14 protein-coding genes are annotated in these 18,846 nt (G+C 61.3%); 6 read left to right on the top strand and 8 right to left on the bottom strand.

Annotated features, from left to right (window positions below; all coding sequences use genetic code 11):
* Nucleotides 1–8: 8 nt before the first annotated feature.
* From ACYYKW_RS16700 to ACYYKW_RS16690, 3 genes are all read right to left on the bottom strand, one after another.
* Nucleotides 9–902: an SMP-30/gluconolactonase/LRE family protein gene (locus ACYYKW_RS16700; RefSeq protein ID WP_093102439.1), complete on the bottom strand. Its 894-nt coding sequence runs from the start codon at nucleotides 900–902 to the stop codon at nucleotides 9–11.
* A 30-nt stretch (nucleotides 903–932) separates the two neighbouring features.
* Nucleotides 933–1,757 (bottom strand): NAD-dependent epimerase/dehydratase family protein, encoded by an 825-nt coding sequence (locus ACYYKW_RS16695; RefSeq protein ID WP_464990585.1) that lies wholly within the window; start codon nucleotides 1,755–1,757, stop codon nucleotides 933–935.
* A 411-nt stretch (nucleotides 1,758–2,168) separates the two neighbouring features.
* On the bottom strand, nucleotides 2,169–3,464 hold the full coding sequence (locus ACYYKW_RS16690) for an OprD family porin (RefSeq protein ID WP_093102434.1): 1,296 nt from the start codon (nucleotides 3,462–3,464) through the stop codon (nucleotides 2,169–2,171).
* A 352-nt stretch (nucleotides 3,465–3,816) separates the two neighbouring features.
* On the opposite strand from ACYYKW_RS16690, the gene ACYYKW_RS16685 reads away from it, so the two are divergent.
* The 3 genes from ACYYKW_RS16685 to ACYYKW_RS16675 all read left to right on the top strand — a co-directional run bounded on the left by ACYYKW_RS16685 (nucleotide 3,817) and on the right by ACYYKW_RS16675 (nucleotide 7,389).
* Entirely contained in the window at nucleotides 3,817–5,472 is a 1,656-nt protein-coding gene (locus ACYYKW_RS16685; RefSeq protein ID WP_093102431.1) for an MFS transporter, read from the top strand.
* Nucleotides 5,469–6,611, top strand: coding sequence for an HlyD family secretion protein (locus ACYYKW_RS16680; RefSeq protein WP_332768709.1), 1,143 nt, complete (start codon nucleotides 5,469–5,471; stop codon nucleotides 6,609–6,611). The genes ACYYKW_RS16685 and ACYYKW_RS16680 overlap by 4 nt, the downstream gene beginning before the upstream one ends.
* A 157-nt stretch (nucleotides 6,612–6,768) precedes the next feature.
* Nucleotides 6,769–7,389, top strand: a complete 621-nt coding sequence (locus ACYYKW_RS16675) for a TetR/AcrR family transcriptional regulator (protein WP_090282838.1) — start codon at nucleotides 6,769–6,771, stop codon at nucleotides 7,387–7,389.
* Nucleotides 7,390–7,607: 218 nt separating this feature from the next.
* Here ACYYKW_RS16675 and preA read toward each other — a convergent pair whose 3' ends face one another.
* The 3 genes from preA to hydA all read right to left on the bottom strand — a co-directional run bounded on the left by preA (nucleotide 7,608) and on the right by hydA (nucleotide 11,855).
* Nucleotides 7,608–8,882: an NAD-dependent dihydropyrimidine dehydrogenase subunit PreA gene (gene preA / locus ACYYKW_RS16670; protein WP_464990584.1), complete on the bottom strand. Its 1,275-nt coding sequence runs from the start codon at nucleotides 8,880–8,882 to the stop codon at nucleotides 7,608–7,610.
* Entirely contained in the window at nucleotides 8,883–10,250 is a 1,368-nt protein-coding gene (locus ACYYKW_RS16665) for an NAD(P)-dependent oxidoreductase (protein WP_464990583.1), read from the bottom strand.
* A gap of 165 nt (nucleotides 10,251–10,415) precedes the next feature.
* Nucleotides 10,416–11,855, bottom strand: a complete 1,440-nt coding sequence (gene hydA, locus ACYYKW_RS16660; RefSeq protein WP_464990582.1) for a dihydropyrimidinase — start codon at nucleotides 11,853–11,855, stop codon at nucleotides 10,416–10,418.
* A 624-nt stretch (nucleotides 11,856–12,479) separates the two neighbouring features.
* Here hydA and ACYYKW_RS16655 point away from each other — a divergent pair.
* Together ACYYKW_RS16655 and ACYYKW_RS16650 are read left to right on the top strand one after the other, a co-directional pair.
* A complete protein-coding gene (locus ACYYKW_RS16655) occupies nucleotides 12,480–13,964 on the top strand; it encodes an NCS1 family nucleobase:cation symporter-1 (RefSeq protein WP_336354533.1) in 1,485 nt (494 codons plus the stop codon).
* A 133-nt stretch (nucleotides 13,965–14,097) separates the two neighbouring features.
* Complete coding sequence (locus tag ACYYKW_RS16650; protein ID WP_336354534.1) at nucleotides 14,098–15,381, top strand: Zn-dependent hydrolase; 1,284 nt, start codon at nucleotides 14,098–14,100, stop codon at nucleotides 15,379–15,381.
* A 222-nt stretch (nucleotides 15,382–15,603) separates the two neighbouring features.
* Here the strand turns inward: ACYYKW_RS16650 and ACYYKW_RS16645 are convergent, their stop codons facing one another.
* Entirely contained in the window at nucleotides 15,604–16,470 is an 867-nt protein-coding gene (locus ACYYKW_RS16645) for a CAP domain-containing protein (RefSeq protein ID WP_464990581.1), read from the bottom strand.
* 260 nt (nucleotides 16,471–16,730) lie between these two features.
* Nucleotides 16,731–17,501 carry an alpha/beta hydrolase gene (locus ACYYKW_RS16640; RefSeq protein ID WP_464990580.1) on the bottom strand — a complete coding sequence of 257 codons (771 nt, stop codon included), beginning with the start codon at nucleotides 17,499–17,501 and terminating at the stop codon, nucleotides 16,731–16,733.
* A 110-nt stretch (nucleotides 17,502–17,611) separates the two neighbouring features.
* Between ACYYKW_RS16640 and ACYYKW_RS16635 the strand changes: the two genes are divergently transcribed.
* Nucleotides 17,612–18,556, top strand: coding sequence for an aldo/keto reductase (locus tag ACYYKW_RS16635; protein WP_464990579.1), 945 nt, complete (start codon nucleotides 17,612–17,614; stop codon nucleotides 18,554–18,556).
* Nucleotides 18,557–18,846 lie beyond the last annotated feature (290 nt).

The raw sequence follows: 18,846 nt of genomic DNA, 5'->3' as shown, positions 1-18,846 counted from the left end.
CAGAGGGTCTAAAGCAAATCGTTGAACAGCGGTTCGGCGAGGCCTTTGACGCCGGGCTTAAGGGCGAACACGCCACCGGCCAGGGATTGCGGGTCGTGGTCGTCGCCGGGGCGAATCGAAGCGACAAACAGGGTGCTCATATCGTTGCCGCCGAAGGCACACATGGTCGGTTTCTTCACTGGCACTTCCAGCGAAAAATCCAGACGACCGTCCGGGGCGAAGCGGTGAATCAGTCCGGCGTCGTTGGCGCAGATCCAGTAGCAACCTTCGGCATCCACAGCGGCGCCATCGGGGCGGCCGGGGAAGTGGTTCATGTCGACAAACACCCGGCGGTTCGACGGCGTGCCGGTCTCGGTGTCGTAGTCGAACGCCCAGATCAGTTGCACCTCGGGATGCGAATCCGACAGGTACATGATCTTGCCGTCCGGGCTGAAACCGAGGCCGTTGGGCACGATGAAACCGTCGAGTTGCGCTTCGATCACCCCGGATTGTCCGGCGCCGTAGCGGTAGAGCCGGCCTTCAGGCGCGTTAAGGCCCATGTTCAGCACCATGCTGCCGGCCCAGAAACGCCCCTGACGGTCGCAGCGACCATCGTTGAGGCGCATGTCCGCGCGGCTGTGTTCGACGCTGGCGAGCAATTCGCTGTCGAGGCTGCCGTCGCTGTGCGGGTGCAGGCGATAGAAACCGCTTTCCATGCCGGCCACCCAGCCGCCACTGCGGTGGCGGCTGATGCAGGCGAGCATTTCTGGCGCTTTCCACGACGCCACGTGACCGCTGTCGGCGCTCCAGCGTTGCAGCCCGCCGTTGGGAATGTCTACCCAGTACAGGGCGTTTTCCTCGGCGACCCAGACCGGGCTTTCGCCCACCGCGTTGCGCGCATCGACGATCAATTCGGCTTGCATACTGATTACCTCGTGTCGTGGTCGCAGGGATCAGTCGCCGAACGGGCCGGCCGCCACAAAGGCGCCACCCTGGTAGATTCGCGCCGGGTCGTCGGCGGCCGGCATCGGCTGTGCTTCGACCTTGTCGCGGAACACTTCCGAGCTGTCCTTGGCTTCATAACCGAGGTGGCTGGCGTAGCGGTTGTCCCACCACACGTCCTTGTTGTCGGACATGCCGTAGACCACGGTGTGACCGACGTTCGGCGTGTACAGCGAACGCTCGAGCAGTTGCGTGAGGTCGTCGAAGCTCAGCCAGGTATGCATCATCCGGCGGTTCTGCGGTTCCGGGAACGAGGAGCCGATGCGGATGCTGACAGTTTCGATGCCGTAGCGATCGAAGTAGAAACTGGCCATGTCTTCGCCGTAGGACTTGGACAGACCGTAGTAACCGTCAGGGCGGCGTGGGGAGCTGGCGTCGAGTTTTTCGTCCTGCTTGTAGAAACCGATGACGTGATTGGAGCTGGCGAAGATCACCCGCTTCACGCCATGCTTGCGTGCGGCTTCGTAGATGTGAAACACGCCGCTGATGTTGGCGCCGAGGATTTCTTCGAACGGACGCTCGACCGAGACACCGCCGAAATGCAGGATCGCGTCGACCCCATCGACCAGTTGATGCACGGCCTGTTTGTCCGCCAGATCGCAGAGTACGACTTCTTCGTGATCATCGACGGCCGGGGCGAGGGCGGCGATATCGGACAAACGCAGCACATTGGCGTAAGGACGCAGGCGTTCGCGCAGGACTTTGCCCAGGCCACCGGCAGCGCCGGTCAGCAGCAGGCGATTGAATGGAGCGCGCGGAGTAGAGGTAGACGTCATGGCAATCCCTGAACACATTGTTATTAGGTTTGTTGTAGGTTGTCGTATGACTGCGCTGAAGTATCGGTAGGGTTCCGGGAACTTGTCAACGCGACTTTTGGTGTAGATGACGGAAGGGCCGAATCATTTTTCTGAAACTCTCAAACTCGCCTTGCAATGCAATCCTCTTGTGGGAGCGAGCCTGCTCGCGAAGGCGGTGTGTCAGAGTTCATTACTGCCGAATCTGCCGCCGCCATCGCTGGCAAGCCAGCTCCCACAATAATCCGAGTCGGCTCCAACCTTTCTTTTCGCCACAAGACCCTGTGGGAGCTGGCTTGCCAGCGATGGGGCCCGCTCGAGCAATAAAAATCGCTCCCGCTTACCTCATGCTTTCGCGAGCAGGCTCGCTCCCACAGGGCTAACCGCCAACCGTTACAACAACGAAATCGGATAGCTGATGAAAATCCGGTTCTCGTCGAACTCGTTGGTGCTGAAGTCGCGGCGGATGGTCGCGTTGCGCCATTTCACGTTGAGGCTTTTCAGCGGGCCACTTTGCACGGTGTAGGCCAGTTCCGATTCGCGGCCCCATTCCTTGCCGTCGTTGGTGCTGGCGGTGTGCACGTTGTCACCGCTGATGTAGCGGTTCATCAGGGTCAGGCCGGGAATGCCGAGGGCAACGAAGTTGTAGTCGTGACGCAACTGCCAGGAGCGCTCCTTGGCGTTGTCATAACTGGCGTTGTAACTATCGTTGGCCAGGGTCCCGCCGCTGGTGCCGTTGACCCGCATCCAGGCATCGTCACCGGTGAGTTTCTGCAGGCCGACGTAGAAAGTGTTGCCGCCGTATTTGGCCGAGAGCATGGCAAACGCTGTCTTGTTGTCAAGGTCGCCGGCCTGAGCGCTGCCATCTTCCTTGCCGGTGAAGAAACCGAGGTTGGCGCCCAAGGTCCAGTCGCCGAGCGGCTGGCTGTGGCTGAGGTTGAAATATTGCTGCTGGTAGATATCGGTCAGCTCGGCATACCACACGCCGACCATGGTGCGCTTGTCGTTGAAGCTGTATTCGCCGCCGCCGAAGTTGAAGCGATCCGAGGTGAACGCGCCGCGGCCGTTCATCGACATGTCTTCCATGCTCGCATCGTTGCGCGGGCTGTTACCGCGGAACTGGCCGCCGTAGACGGTCAGGCCGTTGATTTCGGTGGAGGTGATCTGCCCGCCGCGGAAGGTCTGTGGCAGCGAACGACCATCGTCGGAACGCAGGATCGGCAGCACTGGCATCCATTCGCCGACCTTCAATTCGGTCTTGGATACTTTGGCTTTCAGCGCCACGCCGAGACGACCGAAGTTGTCCGCCGGGCGTCCGTCATCGTGGATTGGCAACAGTTGCGTGCCGCCGGTGCCTTTGCCGCCATCGAGTTTTTGCGAGTACAGCCCGAGCACATCGAGGCCGAAGCCGACGGTGCCCTGGGTGAAACCGGATTTGGCATCGAGAATGAAGCTCTGCGTCCACTCTTCAGCCTTGCCCTGCGGGTTGGCCGGGTTGACGAAGTTGCGGTTGAAGTAGGCGTTACGCAGGTTCAACGTGGCTTTGCTGTCCTCGAGGAAACCTTCGGCCTGGGCGCTCATCGGCAGGGCGAGGACCAGACTGCTACAGCCGATCAGGCTCAGGGTCGAACGCGGTTTGAAATTGGAAACAGGTGAAGGGCGGACGGAATTGCGGGCGAGTGTGCTCACTGTGACGCTCCCAGATTCGCTTGTTGTTTTTATTATTTGTCATACGTCGTCGTACAACATCGATGCGGATATTTCCCATATTTAGCAGGATTGTCAACAGCAAGTTATACGATGACTCGGGGTTGGCAGGAACGACACTCTGTAGAAGCCTGTCGTAATTTCGAATCAGGCATAGAACCCCTGTGGGAGCTGGCTTGCCAGCGATAGCGATTTGTCAGCTGCCGCAAAGGCTGGAGTTGCCGGCCTCATCGCTGGCAAGCCAGCTCCCACAGGGTTTTGTTCCGCCTACGGAAAAGTGTATTAGCCGTTGAATTGCGGCAAACTTCCTTCACTCCCAGCACCAGGCCGATCCATGGATAAATACGCCCCGCGCCAATGGCAGCCGCACGAGAAACCCAGTCTGCCTGGTTCCCCCTCGACGCCGTTGCACTCCAACCGCAAGCGCCTGGCCTATGCGCTGGTCGGTGTGCTGGTGGCGGTGACCGGCGGTTTGGGCAATTCGCTGGTGGTTGCCAACCTGATTTATCTGCAAGGCTCGCTCGGCGCGACCACGGCGGAAATGGCCTGGTTGCCGGCGGCCTTCGTGATGACCAACGTGTCGATGAACCTGCTGCTGGTGAAGTTTCGTCAGCAGTTCGGCTTGCGTGCGTTCACTGAGGTGTTTCTGGTGCTGTATGCACTGGTGACCTTTGGGCATCTGTTCGTCAACGATTTGAATTCGGCCATCGCCGTGCGGGCGGCGCACGGCATGGTCGGCGCGGCACTGAGTTCGCTGGGCCTGTATTACATGGTTCAGGCGTTCCCGGCGAAGTGGCGGCTGAAGGCGCTGGTGCTCGGCCTCGGCACCTCGCAACTGGCGCTGCCACTGGCGCGGCTGTTCTCCGAAGACCTGTTGCAGATTGCCGAGTGGCGCGGGTTGTACCTGTTCGAACTGGGCATGGCGCTGCTGTCGCTGGGCTGTGTATTGCTGCTCAAGTTGCCGCCGGGTGACCGCTTCAAGACCTTCGAAAAGCTCGACTTCCTGACCTTCGCCATTCTCGCCACGGGCGTCGGCCTGCTCTGTGCGGTGCTGTCGCTGGGGCGCATCGACTGGTGGCTGGAAGCCGACTGGATCGGCATCGCCCTGGCGGCGTCGATCGCGCTGATCATCATGGGCCTGGCCATCGAGCACAACCGCAGCAACCCGCTGCTGATGACGCGCTGGCTGGGCAGCGGAACGATGATCCGGCTGGCGCTGGCGGTGACCCTGATTCGCATGGTCACCTCAGAGCAGTCCACTGGTGCGGTCGGTTTCATGCAGAACCTGAACATGGGTTATGAGCAACTGCACAGTCTGTACGTGGTGATGCTGATCGGCAGCATCGCCGGGCTGGCGACCAGCGCACTGACCATCGACCCGAAACACTTGCTCATGCCGCTGATCATTTCGCTGGCGCTGATGGCGACAGGCTCGGTGATGGACAGTTTTTCCAGCAACATCACGCGCCCGCAAAACATGTATATCAGCCAGTTCCTGCTGGCATTCGGCAGTACGTTCTTTCTCGGCCCGACCATGGTCTTCGGCACGCGCAACGTGTTGACCAACCCGCGCAATCTGGTGAGTTTTTCCGTGCTGTTCGGGATCTGCAACAACCTTGGCGGGCTTCTCGGCGCGGCGTTGCTGGGGACCTTTCAGATCGTGCGCGAGAAGTACCATTCCAGCCACATTGTTGAGCAACTGGTGATGTCCGATCCGCTGGTGGCGGCGCGCGTGCAGAGCGGCGGTGCGGCTTACGGCGGGTTTTTCGCCGACCCCGGCCTGCGCAATCTGGTCGGCATCCGCAGCCTCGCCAATGCGGCAACCCGCGAAGCGAACGTGCTGGCCTATAACGATGTCTTCATGCTGATCGCGGTCATTGCGGTATTGACCATGATCTGGCTTTCGATTCGCGCGTTGTGGCTGATGAGCACCACCAAAGCCATCGAGCCGACGCCTTCCGTACCATCAAGCGGTGCCACTTCTTCATGACCGAACCCACCACCACAACCACCAACGCCATTGCCGCCACGCCTGAAGGGCAGACGCCGCCGTCATCGCCAAACACCGCGCCGCGCTCGCTGCGGGTGCGCATCATCTCGTCGCTGGGCTTTGCCGCGATTGCCATCGTCGGCGTGCTGATCGTGCTCTACGCCTGGCAATTGCCGCCGTTCAGCAGCGCCGTCGAAACCACCGAGAACGCTTTGATTCGTGGGCAGGTGACGATCATCGGGCCACAGCTCAGCGGTTATGTGTTTGAAGTGCCGGTGCAGGATTTCCAGTACGTGAAGGCCGGCGATCTACTAGTACGTCTGGATGACCGGATCTACCAGCAGCGCCTCGATCAGGCGCTGGCGCAACTGGCGGTGCAGCGCGCGGCGCTGGCCAATGTGGTGCAGCAACGCAACAGCGCCGAAGCGACGATCAAGCTGCGCCAGGCGGTGCTCGCCGACAGTGAAGCGCAGTTGCGCAAGAGTGAGGCGGATCTGCGCCGCAACAAGGATCTGGTCAGCGACGGCTCGGTGTCCAAACGAGAGTTCGACGTGACCCTCGCCGCCAATGCGCAAAGCACCGCCGCTGTGGCGCAAGCCAAAGCCAACCTGGAAATCGCCCGCCAGGATCTGCAAACGGTGATCGTCAATCGCGGCTCGCTGGAGGCCGCCGTGGCCAGCGCCGAAGCGGCGGTAAAACTGGCGCGGATCGACCTGTCGAACACGCGCATTGTCGCCCCCCGCGACGGCCAGCTCGGGCAGATCGGCGTGCGCCTCGGCGCTTACGTCAATTCCGGAGCACAGTTGATGGCGCTGGTGCCGGAGCAGAAATGGGTGATCGCCAACATGAAGGAAACCCAGATGGACAACGTCCGCGTCGGGCAACCGGTGCGCTTCACCGTCGATGCGTTGAACCACCGCAAGTTCACCGGGCATGTGCAGCATATTTCGCCGGGCACCGGTTCCGAATTCGCCTTGCTGCAGGCCGACAACGCCACCGGCAACTTCGTCAAGATCGCCCAGCGCGTGCCAGTGCGGATCACCATCGATCCGGATCAGCAGGAAGAGGAGCGGTTGCGGCCGGGGATGTCGGTGGTGGTCAGCATCGACACTGCCGCAGGCGACACACAACCGCACTGAGCCTGTGGGAGCCAGCCTGCTGGCGATTGCGGTCTGACATTCACCTGGTTGGTGTCTGACCCACCGCTATCGCCAGCAGGGATGGTGTAGGGCTCGGGTTTTCCATCAGTTGCAAGCGAATGCTAGTCTTGGTCAACGCTGTCGTCAGGGAGCCCACATGGGCAATCACAAGATCGAAATTCGCCGCAGCAACGTCGAAAAAATCCTGCTGGCGGCGGAAAAAGTCTTCGCCGAAAAAGGCTTCGGCAGCACCGCCATGGCTGATATCGCCGCCGAGGTGCAACTGCCGCGCTCCAATCTGCATTACTACTTTTCCACCAAGAGCGAGCTGTACAGCGCGGTGCTGTTCGACCTGCTCGAAGTGTGGAAACAGGACGCGCTGTGCTTCGAAATGTTCGACGACCCGCGCGTTGTGCTCAGCAGCTACATCCGCGCCAAGATGAACCACTCGCGCAGCCGCCCGTACGGCTCGAAAGTCTGGGCCAACGAAATCATTCATGGCGCGCCGACGCTGGGCGAGGCGCTGGATGCCAGCCTGTATGACTGGGCGAAAATGAAGGAAGCGAAGATTCGCCAGTGGGTCGAGGACAAGCGGATTCTGCCGGTGGAACCGTCGAGCCTGCTGTACATGATCTGGGCCTCGACCCAGCACTATGCCGACTTCGATCATCAGGTGAATATCCTGAACGAGCATCAACCGCTGTCGGACATGCAGTTCGAGCGGGCGGTGCAGACGGTGACGAGTGTGATCTTGCGCGGGATCGGGTTGGAGCCTTGAGGGCAAAAATCAAAAGCTTACCCTCACCCCAGCCCTCTCCCGGAGGGAGAGGGAGCCGACCGAGGTGTGCTGAGGGTTACATCGACCTGATAAATCGAGTCGATTATGGATTCACAACAACACTAACAGGTCGGCGCAATGTTGCAGCATCCCCCAATCAGTCCCCTCTCCCTCTGGGAGAGGGCTAGGGTGAGGGGCTTTCAGGATCAGCCCCCGATTCAGACAGCCACACAATACGGATTCCTCGGATCATGATTCCAGTCGAGAAACGGCTTGCCCGTGTCCATCGGCACCATCTCGATGCAGTCCGCCACCGGGCAAGTGATCTGACACAAATTGCAGCCGACACACTCGTCGTCGATCACCTCGTATGTATGCGTGCCGTCTGCCTGCTTCAGACTGCCGATCGCCTGGTGTGAGGTGTCTTCGCAGGCGATGTGACAGCGCCCGCAACCAATGCACGCTTCCTGATCAATCTTCGCAATCACCTGATAGTTGATATCGAGGTATTTCCAGTCGGTGGTATTGCCCACCGCGCGCCCGGAAAACTCGCTGATGTTGGCGTAGCCCTGACTGTCCATCCAGCGCGACAAGCCGTCCTTCATCTCCTCGACAATGCGGAAACCGTGGAGCATCGCCGCGGTGCACACCTGCACAGCGCCACTGCCCAGCGCCATGAATTCCGCCGCATCGCGCCAGCTGCCGATGCCGCCAATGCCGCAGATCGGCAAACCCTGGGTCTGCGGATCACGGGCGATTTCGGCGACCATGTTCAGTGCAATCGGTTTGACCGCCGAGCCGCAGTAGCCGCCGTGGGTGCTTTTGCTGCCAACCGTGGGCAGGGCGACCATGTGTTCGAGGTCGACGCTGGTGATCGAGTTGATCGTGTTGATCAACGACACCGCATCGGCGCCACCGCGATGTGCGGCGCGGGCGGCGACGCGGATGTCGGTGATGTTTGGCGTCAGTTTGACGATCACCGGCAGCGAGCAATAGGTTTTGCACCAGCGCGTCACCTGCTCGACGTACTCCGGCACCTGCCCGACCGCGGCGCCCATGCCTCGCTCGGGCATGCCGTGGGGGCAGCCGAAGTTCAGTTCGATGCCGTCGGCGCCAGTGGCCTCGACCAGCGGCAGGATGTGTTTCCATGATTCCTCCACGCACGGCACCATCAGCGAGACGATCAGCGCACGGTCGGGCCAGGCCTTTTTCACCTGAGTGATTTCGCGCAGGTTGATTTCCAGCGAGCGGTCGGTGATCAGCTCGATGTTGTTGATGCCGAGCACCTCCCGGTTATTGCCGTAATGCGCCGAATAACGTGAGGAAACGTTGACCGCCGCCGGGTCTTCGCCGAGGGTTTTCCAGACCACGCCACCCCAGCCGGCCTCGAAGGCGCGGACCACGTTGTAAGCCTTGTCGGTGGGCGGCGCGGAGGCCAGCCAGAACGGATTCGGGGCTTTGATGCCGGCGAAGACTATCGAGAGATCGGCCATTTACGCAGCCTCCACGTTGAGCATCAGTTGAGCGTTGATCGCCTCGGCGGCGCGTTTGCCGTGTTGTACGGCTTGCACGGTGAGGTCCTGATCGAGGCTGGTGCAGTCACCGCCCGCATACACGCCGGGAATGCTGGTGCGCAGGTTTTCATCCACTTGAATACGTTCGCCCTGGCGTTTGAGCTCGCGCGCCAGCGGGTCGGCGAGGGCGCTGGCGTCGAAGCTCTGGCCGATGGCTTTGAAGATCGCGTCAGCGGCCAGCTCGAAGGTTTCGCCGGTGGTTTGCAGGCGTCCGTCGACCAGATCGGTGCGGGCGAAACGCATGCCGCGCACATGGCCCTGAGCGTCGAGCAGCACCTCTTCTGGTTGCGCCCAGGTCAGCAAACGCACCTGGTTGGCCTTGGCGATGTCCTGTTCGTGCAGCGTCGCGCCCATATCCGGGGCGCCACGGCGATACACCAGATTCACATCACGCGCACCGAGGCGGGCCATTTGCACGGCCATGTCGATTGCGGTGTTGCCGGCACCGAGGACGATGCAGCGCTCGGCCAATGGCAGTTGCGAGAGGTCATCGGCCTGACGCAGTTCGCGAATGTAATCGGTAGCGGCGAGCAGGCCGGGTGCATCTTCGTGGGCCAGGCCGAGCTGCTTGCTGGCGTTGAGGCCGAGACCGAGGAACACCGCGTCGAATTGTTGATGCAGTTCGCTGAGGGTCAGGTTGTCGCCGAGTTTCTGCCCGTGGCGGATTTCGATGCCGCCGATCTGCAGGAGGAAATCTAGTTCCTTCTGCGCGTAATCATCGACCAGTTTGTATTTGGCGATGCCGTATTCGTTAAGGCCGCCAGCCTTGTCCCGCGCCTCGAAAATCACCACGTCATGGCCGTGCATGGCACTGCGATGCGCGCAGGACAACCCGGCCGGCCCGGCACCGACCACGGCGATGCGTTTGCCGCTGGCGGCGGCGCGCTGGAACGGGTGCTCGGTGAAGTGTGCGTTGTCGATGGCGTAGCGTTGCAGCAGGCCGATCAGCACCGGTGCGCATTCCTGGGCGTTGTTGCGCACGCAGGCTTGCTGGCAAAGAATCTCGGTCGGACAGACCCGCGCGCAACTGCCGCCAAGAATATTCGCCGAAAGGATTTTCTGCGCCGCGCCGGGCACGTTGTCCTGATGGATATTGCGGATGAACGAGGGAATATCGATCTCGCTCGGGCACGCATTGACGCACGGCGCGTCGTAGCAATACAGGCAGCGCGAAGCTTCCAGATGCGCCTGCCGGGCATTGAGCGGCGGCGCCAGATCGGTGAAGTGCCCGGCGAGGGCGGCCGCGCTTTCGTGCGGGTGGGGAAGGTGGTTCAGGGAGTCGATCACGGTGGTGTGCCTCACGGTTATTTGAGGTTCTCTGCCTCTGTCGGGCAGTGGTTTTTGTGGTGCTTGTGATGGCCTCATCGCTGGCAAGCCAGCTCCCACAGGGATCTATGGTGTTCACAAAGCCTTGTGGGAGCTGGCTTGCCAGCGATAGGCCGAAGGCCGCCTTCAGCGTTTCACAGCTGTCGGCTTGTGCATCTCTGCCCGTTTGTTCAACAAATCAAACACCGCCGGATACGCCGGCCGTTCGATGTAGCGCCCGGCCCCGCGTTCGGCGCGCAGGTCGCCGTCGGCCCAGACCAGCCGGCCCTGGCTGACGGTATGGCTGGGCACGCCGCGCACGGTCTTGCCTTCGAAGATATTGAAGTCCACCTGCTGATGGTGGGTCTTGGCGGAAATCGTTCGCGTGCCGTGCGGATCCCACAGCACCAGATCGGCATCGGCGCCGACGCGGATTGCGCCTTTGCGCGGGTAGAGATTGAAGATCTTCGCGGTGTTGGTGGAGGTGAGGGCGACGAAATCCTGCATCGACAAACGGCCACTGTTGACGCCTTCATCCCAGAGCACCGCCATGCGATCTTCGATACCCGCCGTGCCGTTGGGAATCTTGCTGAAGTCATCGCGCCCGGCAGCTTTTTGCTCAGCGCAGAAACAGCAGTGATCGGTGGCGGTGGTGTGCAGGTTGCCGGCCTGCAAGCCATGCCACAGCGCCTCCTGATGCCCGCGCGGGCGGAACGGCGGGCTCATCACGTAGCCGGCAGCGGTCTGCCAGTCCGGGTGCTGGTAAACGCTGTCATCAAGTAGCAGATGCCCGGCCAGCACTTCGCCGTAAACCGGTTGGCCCTTGCTGCGGGCGTAGGTGATTTCGTCGAGGGCTTCCTTGGTCGAGACGTGCACCAGGTACAGTGGCGTACCGATGGTTTCAGCAATACGAATCGCTCGGCTCGCCGCTTCGCCTTCGACTTGCGACGGCCGCGACAACGGATGCGCTTCCGGCCCGGTGATGCCCTGGGCCATCAGCTTGCGTTGCAGGTGATAGACCAGCTCGCCGTTTTCCGCATGCACGGTCGGCACCGCGCCGAGTTCCAGGCAGCGCTCGAAACTCGCCACCAGCGTGTCGTCGGCGGCCATGATCGCGTTCTTGTAAGCCATGAAGTGCTTGAAGCTGTTGATGCCGTGGTGGCTGACCAGTTCGGCCATTTCTTCGCGGACCTGCTCGCTCCACCAGGTGATCGCCACATGAAAGCCGTAATCGGAAGCGGACTTTTCCGCCCAGCCGCGCCACTGATGAAACGCCTCCATCAATGACTGCTGGGGATTGGGAATCACGAAGTCGATGATCGACGTGGTGCCGCCGGCCAGACCGGCCGCCGTGCCGCTGTAGAAATCCTCGCTGGCCACGGTGCCCATGAACGGCAGTTGCATGTGCGTGTGCGGATCGATGCCGCCGGGCATCAAGTATTGGCCGCTGCCGTCGAGCACTTCAGCGCCGGCCGGAACATCAAGGTCTGCACCGATGGCTTTGATCACGCCGTCAGCGCAATAGACGTCGGCGCGATAACTTTCATCATGGGTAACAACGGTGGCGCCACGGATCAACAGAGACATTCCGAGTTCCTCGCAGGCATGACCGACTTGTGTCGGTTCTAGATGTTTTATAGGTATTCATCGCTGCAGGTTTTATTCCTGTCAGCGCTGTCAGGAATAGAAGCTAGTCGCGATTTTATAATTGAGCAAGAATATTTTTTATAAGCTTATGATCGTTTTAACTTATTGAAAATTAACGATAAAAAACAGAAATCACCAAAATGGTGAGGCCATTCACCATTTTGACGCACTTGACAGGATGGAAATATGAGCAAGATTTCCTATGTGAAATCAGCCGCTTGAAGTTGAGCTGCAGTGGTTCGCTCACAACGAAAAAAAGTGCAGTGCACCAGATTGAGTCCTGACAGTTCGAACAACTTGCCAAGCGTTTAGCCTGAGCGCTCAGACAAGTTTCCGCAGGGCACTCGGATAAATAATTAAAACTGATGAATATCAGAAAGTTGCAAAGCGTTTAACGCATTGGCTCGATGCACCAGCGGGGTACCCGGCACGTTTATTGATGCCGCCGCTGACACCGTGGCCGGTGCATGAAAGTTGTCAGTTCCTCCGGCCATCGTCCGGCTCGCACCTGCGTGTGCCAGCCGCCTGATGAGCAAAAATAATCAGAAGAACAGTGGAGCGGCCATGCAACAGATCAGATCGCAAGTGAGCGAGCGCGACGGCTTGTTCGAGCTCGAAGCCGGCAGCGATGTCCTCGACAGTCCCCGTTATAACCACGACATGGCACCGACCAAGGTGCACGAACGCACCTGGAACAAATGGCACATCACCGCGCTGTGGGTCGGCATGTCGATCTGCGTGCCGACCTATACGCTGGGCGGCGTGCTCACCGCCTATTTCGGGCTGACCGTGGGTGAAGCGCTGCTGGCGATTCTGTTCGCCAACATCATCGTGCTGATTCCGCTGACGCTGAACGCCTTCCCCGGGACCAAGTACGGCATCCCGTTTCCGGTGCTGCTGCGTTCCTCGTTCGGGATTCTCGGCTCCAACGTACCGTGTCTGATTCGCGCGCTGGTCGCGTGTGGCTGGTTTGGCATTCAGACCATGTTCGGCGGCTTGGCGATTCACCTGTTTCTCGGCTCCGTATTCGAGGGCTGGAAATCCCTCGGCGGCACCGGCGAAGTGATCGGCTTCATGGTGTTCTGGGCGCTGAACCTGTGGGTGGTGATTCGCGGCGCCGAGTCAATCAAATGGCTGGAAACCCTGTCTGCGCCGCTGCTGGTGGCGGTCGGCATCGGTCTGTTGGTGTGGGCGATGCCCAATGTGTCGATGAGCGAGTTGATGGCGATCCCGGCCAAGCGTCCGGAAGGCGCCAGCGTGGTCGGTTACTTCGCCGCCGGGCTGACGGCAATGGTCGGTTTCTGGGCCACGCTGTCACTGAACATCCCTGACTTCAGCCGCTACGCCAAAAGCCAGAAAGACCAGATTCTCGGGCAGATCATCGGCCTGCCATTGACCATGTTTCTGTTCGCCGCGCTCGGTGTGGTGATGACCGCGGCGTCGGTGAAACTGGTCGGCGTGACCGTGTCGGATCCGGTCACCCTGATCGGCCACATCCAGAGCCCGGTGTGGGTGGCGGTGGCCATGGCGCTGATCATCATCGCGACGCTGTCGACCAACACCGCGGCCAACATCGTCTCGCCCACCAACGACTTTCAGAACATCGCGCCGAAGGTGATCAACCGCACTAAAGCGGTGTTGCTGACCGGTCTGGTCGGGCTGGCGCTGATGGCCCATGAGTTGCTGAAAAAACTCGGTCTGATCGTTTCCGATGTCAGCCTGGAAAGCGTGTACTCCAACTGGCTGCTGGGCTATTCGAGCCTGCTCGGGCCGATTGCCGGGATCATGGTGGTGGACTATTTCCTGATCAAGAAACAGCAACTGGACCTTGCCGGTCTGTATCGCGATGACGTGTACCCGGCATGGAACGGCGCCGGGTTCATCGCCTTCGGCGTGCCGGTGCTGCTGACCTTGTTGTCGCTGGGCAGCGATGCGTTCAGCTGGTTCTACAGCTACGGCTGGTTCACCGGCTCGGCGCTGGGTGGTTTGATCTATTACGGGTTGTGCGTGATGCGCGCGCAGCCCTCTGCCGTGAAAACAGCGGTGTAGCGACTGGCCTCATCGCGAGCAGGCTCACTCCTACAGTTTGAAATGCGTTCCCCTTGTAGGAGTGAGCCTGCTCGCGATAGCGGTTTACCAGACACTCAAGAAACATCAAAAGAAACAGCCTGAGGAGATCCCCATGAACGCAGCCGTCGACGTTCTGCAATCGACCCATCAGCACATCAACCGCGATCGCCTGTGGGCCTCGCTCATGGAGCTGGCCAAACTCGGCGCCACGGTCAAGGGCGGTGTCTGTCGCCTGGCCCTGACCGACCTCGACCGCCAGGCCCGCGACCTGTTTGTGCAATGGTGCAAGGAGGCCGGATGCAGCGTCACGGTGGATGCCGTCGGCAACATTTTCGCTCGCCGTCCGGGCCGTAATCCCGAGCTGCCACCGGTGATGACCGGCAGCCACATCGACACGCAACCCACCGGCGGCAAGTTCGACGGCTGCTTCGGCGTGCTCGCCGGCGTCGAAGTCCTGCGCACCTTGAACGACCTCAACGTGGAAACCGAAGCGCCGCTGGAAGTGGTGGTCTGGACCAACGAAGAAGGCTCGCGCTTCGCCCCGTGCATGATGGGCTCAGGCGTCTTCGCGGAAAAATTCACCCTCGCCGAAACTCTGGCCAAAGTCGACGCCGACGGTGTCACGGTCGGCGAAGCGCTCAACGCCATCGGCTACGCCGGTTCGCGCAAAGTCAGCGGACACCCGGTTGGTGCCTACTTCGAGGCGCACATCGAGCAAGGCCCGATTCTGGAAGACGAAAAGAAAACCATCGGCGTGGTTCTCGGCGCGCTCGGGCAGAAGTGGTTCGACCTCAAGTTGCGGGGCGTCGAAGCCCACGCCGGCCCGACGCCGATGCACCTGCGCAAGGACGCCCTGGTCGGCGCCGCAGTGATCGTCGGTGCCGTCAACCGCGCCGCCCTCGGCCACCAGCCGCACGCCTGTGGCACGGTCGGTTGCCTGCAAGCCTATCCCGGCTCACGCAACGTGATTCCCGGCGAAGTGCGCATGACCCTGGATTTCCGTCATCTCGAGCCGGCGCGCCTGGATTCGATGATCGCTGAGGTAAAACAAATCATCGAATCCACCTGCCAGGCCCACGGCCTCACTTATGAGCTGACACCAACCGCGGACTTCCCGCCGCTGTACTTCGAAAAGGGCTGCGTCGAAGCGGTACGCGGCGCGGCACAAGGGCTGGGCCTGTCACACATGGACATTGTCAGCGGCGCCGGCCACGACGCGATTTTCCTCGCCGAACTCGGCCCGGCCGGGATGATCTTCGTCCCGTGCGAAGGCGGCATCAGCCACAACGAAATCGAAAACGCCGCCCCGGATGATCTGGCGGCCGGATGTGCGGTGCTGCTGCGGGCAATGCTGGCGGCTTCGGCGATGGTTGCCGCCGGACAGCGCGCGGCCTGACAAGATTCGATGGCACACACTAGCCCCTGTAGGAGTGAGCCTGCTCGCGATAGCGGTGTGTCAGCCACAGATGATTTGGCTGACCTGACGTCATCGCCAGCAGGCTGGTTCCCACAGGGATCTTTGGCGTGCCTGAGTCAGGTGGCCCCCCACAAATCCTGTAGGAGTGAGCCTGCTCGCGATGAGGCCAGTCAGTTCAGCGCAAACCCTCAACCGCAGCCATCAAGGCGCACCAAACATCATCGTCCAGTACACCCCTTCAGCGCTGCGTGCTTCGCTGGCGAAGCCGGCGCCGACCTGGGTGTACATCGGGTTCATCAGGTTCGCGCAATGGCCCGGGCTGGCCAGCCATCCGGCCATCGCCTTGCCCGGTGAGCTTTGCCCGGCGGCGATGTTTTCACCGATTTGCCGACCGCGATAACCAGCGGCGCGGGCGCGGTCGGCTGGCTGGTCGCCGTCCGGGTCGCGGTGGGCGAAGTAGTTGCCGTAGGCCATGGCTTTGCTGTGGCCCTGCGCGGCGGCGCCCAATGCCGCGTTCCAGCTCAACGGCCGTGCGGCGGCGAAGCGCTGGCGGCCGCACATTCGTGGGCGGGCGCGGGCGGCGTTGACTTCAGCGAGCAGTGCCTTGCCGACGGTGCGGTTGTCACCGACGCGGCTGTCGAGTACCGGTCGCGCCAGTACCACTTGCCATTGATTGCGCGAACGGCTGACGCCGATGTCGGCATACGTCGCATCGAGCAGTGCGGCGCAGTGTTCGTCGAGCAACTGGTCGAAGGCTTCTTCGGCATCCTCGGCACCGACCACACGAATACTGCGCACCGCCGTGGCGGCGTAGCCCGAGGATTTCAGCGCCTCACGCATGCCGCCGGCGTAGCCATAGCCGATCGGCAGGGCCAGGTTCGCGTTCAGCCGCAACGGTGCCAGACGCTGCGCCGGGCGCCGCTCGCAACGTTGCGGATGGGCGCGATAGTCATTGATCGCGGCCACCAGTTGCCGCTCCGCACCGGCCTGGACGGTTTCGACAAACAGCGGGAAAAGGATCAGCAGGCACAGCGAAACGAAGCGAGACGAACGAACGGCGTGGCGCATGGGGCGGGCGGCTCTGAAGGGGGACAGCGCAAAAAGTCGAGTGAACCGCGGAATGCGGCGCGGGTAGGACTGGCGATTCGGGACTTGGTTCAAGCGATGGGTGGCTGTTTTTGGAGCGGGGCGATAAAGGGCGTGATCAGACAAGATGCGATGTTGCGCTGGATGACGCCATCGCGAGCAGGCTCACTCCTACATTTGAAATGTATTCCCATGTGGGAGCGAACTTGCTCGCGAAGGGGCCCTTTCGGACAACTCGACTTTCAGCGATTCAACACGTCGCCCATCCACTGCAAATACTCCTCCCGCGCGGCAATCGAGTTATGCCCCGACTCTGGCACCACTCGAAGCGCCGCCACGCCCGCAGGGAAGTGCTCAAGCAGGCGCTGGGTGCTGGCACGCGGAATCACCTCATCATCACTGGCCGCCAGCAGCAACGTCGGCACGCGGATATGCGCGGCATATTTACCCGACTCGAAGCGATCCTTGAGCAACCACTTCACCGGCACCCACGGGTATTGGCGCACGGCGATTTCTTCGAGGCTGTTGTAGGGCGTCACCAGAATCAGCTGCTGCACCGGCCGCTGGCTGGCCAGGCGCACGGCGACACCCGAGCCTAGACTGCGCCCGACCACGACGATCTGCGGATGACTGGCGTAAACCTGATCGAACAGCGCCAGCGCATCCTCGGCAATCGCCGCTTCGGACGGCGAGCCGTCGCTGTCACCGAAACCACGGTAATTGAGCAGGTACAACGCGTAGTCAGGAAAGGCCTCGGCAAACTCCGGCAGATTGCGCGAGACGTCCTCGGCATTGCCGCCGAAATACAGTAGCGCTCGCGGGCCGCTATGTGCGCGGGTAAGCACCGAAACCGTTGCGTCGGGCATCGACAAGGTCATCCGCGAGTCAGCGCTGGCGGCGGCATTGGGCTGCGGGAAATAGATCAGCGAGCGCTGGAACACGAACAGCGCCGCGCACAACGCCAGGTACACAGCGACGAGCAATGCGACGAGTGACATCAAGGTTCGGGACATTCGGCTATTTTTAACCGTGGGCGAAGGTAGGCCGTCGCAGTGTAGCCCAGCACGGCAGCCGGCTGCTCGCCACACAACCGGCAACAGATCCATGCAGCAGGGGAGCCAGCATGAGCCACACTGAGGGTTATTCCCGACGCCGCCTGCTTACGCTGGCGGCCGGGGTTTCGGCGGTCTTCTGCCTTGATCGGGCCTTGGCCAGCCGCACGACATCCGCGACGACCGGAGGCCAGACCATGCAGACCCGCGCCATCCCATCCAGCTCCGAGGCGTTGCCGATCGTCGGCCTCGGCACCTATCGCGGATTTGATGTGGCTCCCGGCGATCCGGTTTACCGGCAGTTGCCGGCGGTGCTCGATGAGTTGTTCGCCAAGGGCGGCACGTTGATCGACAGCTCACCGATGTATGGCCGCGCCGAACAGACCACCGGTGAACTGCTGTCGATCCACCAGCCGCGCTCGCCAGCGTTTCTCGCCACCAAAGTGTGGACGCGAGGGCGCGAGGAGGGCATCGCACAGATGAAGCAGTCGTTCAGCCTGCTGCAAACCGAACGCATCGACCTGATGCAGATCCACAACCTGCTCGACTGGCAGACCCACCTGCCGACCTTGCGTGAGTGGAAAGAGCAGGGGCGCATCCGCTACATCGGCATCACCCATTACACGCCGTCGGCCTACGACGAAGTTGAAGCGGTGCTGAAGACTGAATCTGTGGATTTCCTGCAGATCAACTATGCCCTCGATGATCGCGGCGTCGAGAAACGCATCTTGCCGCTGTGCCGCGAACGCGGGGTGGCGGTGATCTGCAATCGGCCATTCGGTGGTGGTGGCTTGCTCGCGCGGCTCAAGGGCAAGCCGCTGCCGGGCTGGGTTTCCGACGTGCAGGTCAATAGCTGGCCGCAACTGGCGCTGAAGTTTCTGCTCTCGCATTCAGCGGTGACTTGTGTGATTCCCGGCACCAGTAACCCGCGCTACATGGCGGATAATGCCAGGGCCGGGTTCGAGCCGATGCTGACCGATGCGCAGCGGCATCAGTTGATGGCGTTGTTGGGGTAGCCGCAGCGGCGGGTTATTGCCAAAGCGTCTAAAGGACTGTCAGGTCTGACAGTGGAAAATTCATTTCCTTGATCAATCATGGTGGCTTTCGGTTTCGACAAGGAGGCGCTGCCATGAACAGCGTCCGCCAGGCTCTGATTGGCAGTGTTGTTACTTGCCTGCTGACAATGTCCCTTGAAGCGTGGGCAGAAAAAGCGCAGTACAACTGTCTGGGACAGGAACATGGACAACAAGCGACAGTGACTGCGGCTTCCGCCGCGCAAGCGGCGGAGCTGGCGAAAGCTGAGTGG

The organism is Pseudomonas sp. 15C (assembly GCF_055484735.1).
Note: the sequence above shows the minus strand (reverse complement) of the source record. Positions and strands in the feature narration are given on the sequence as shown.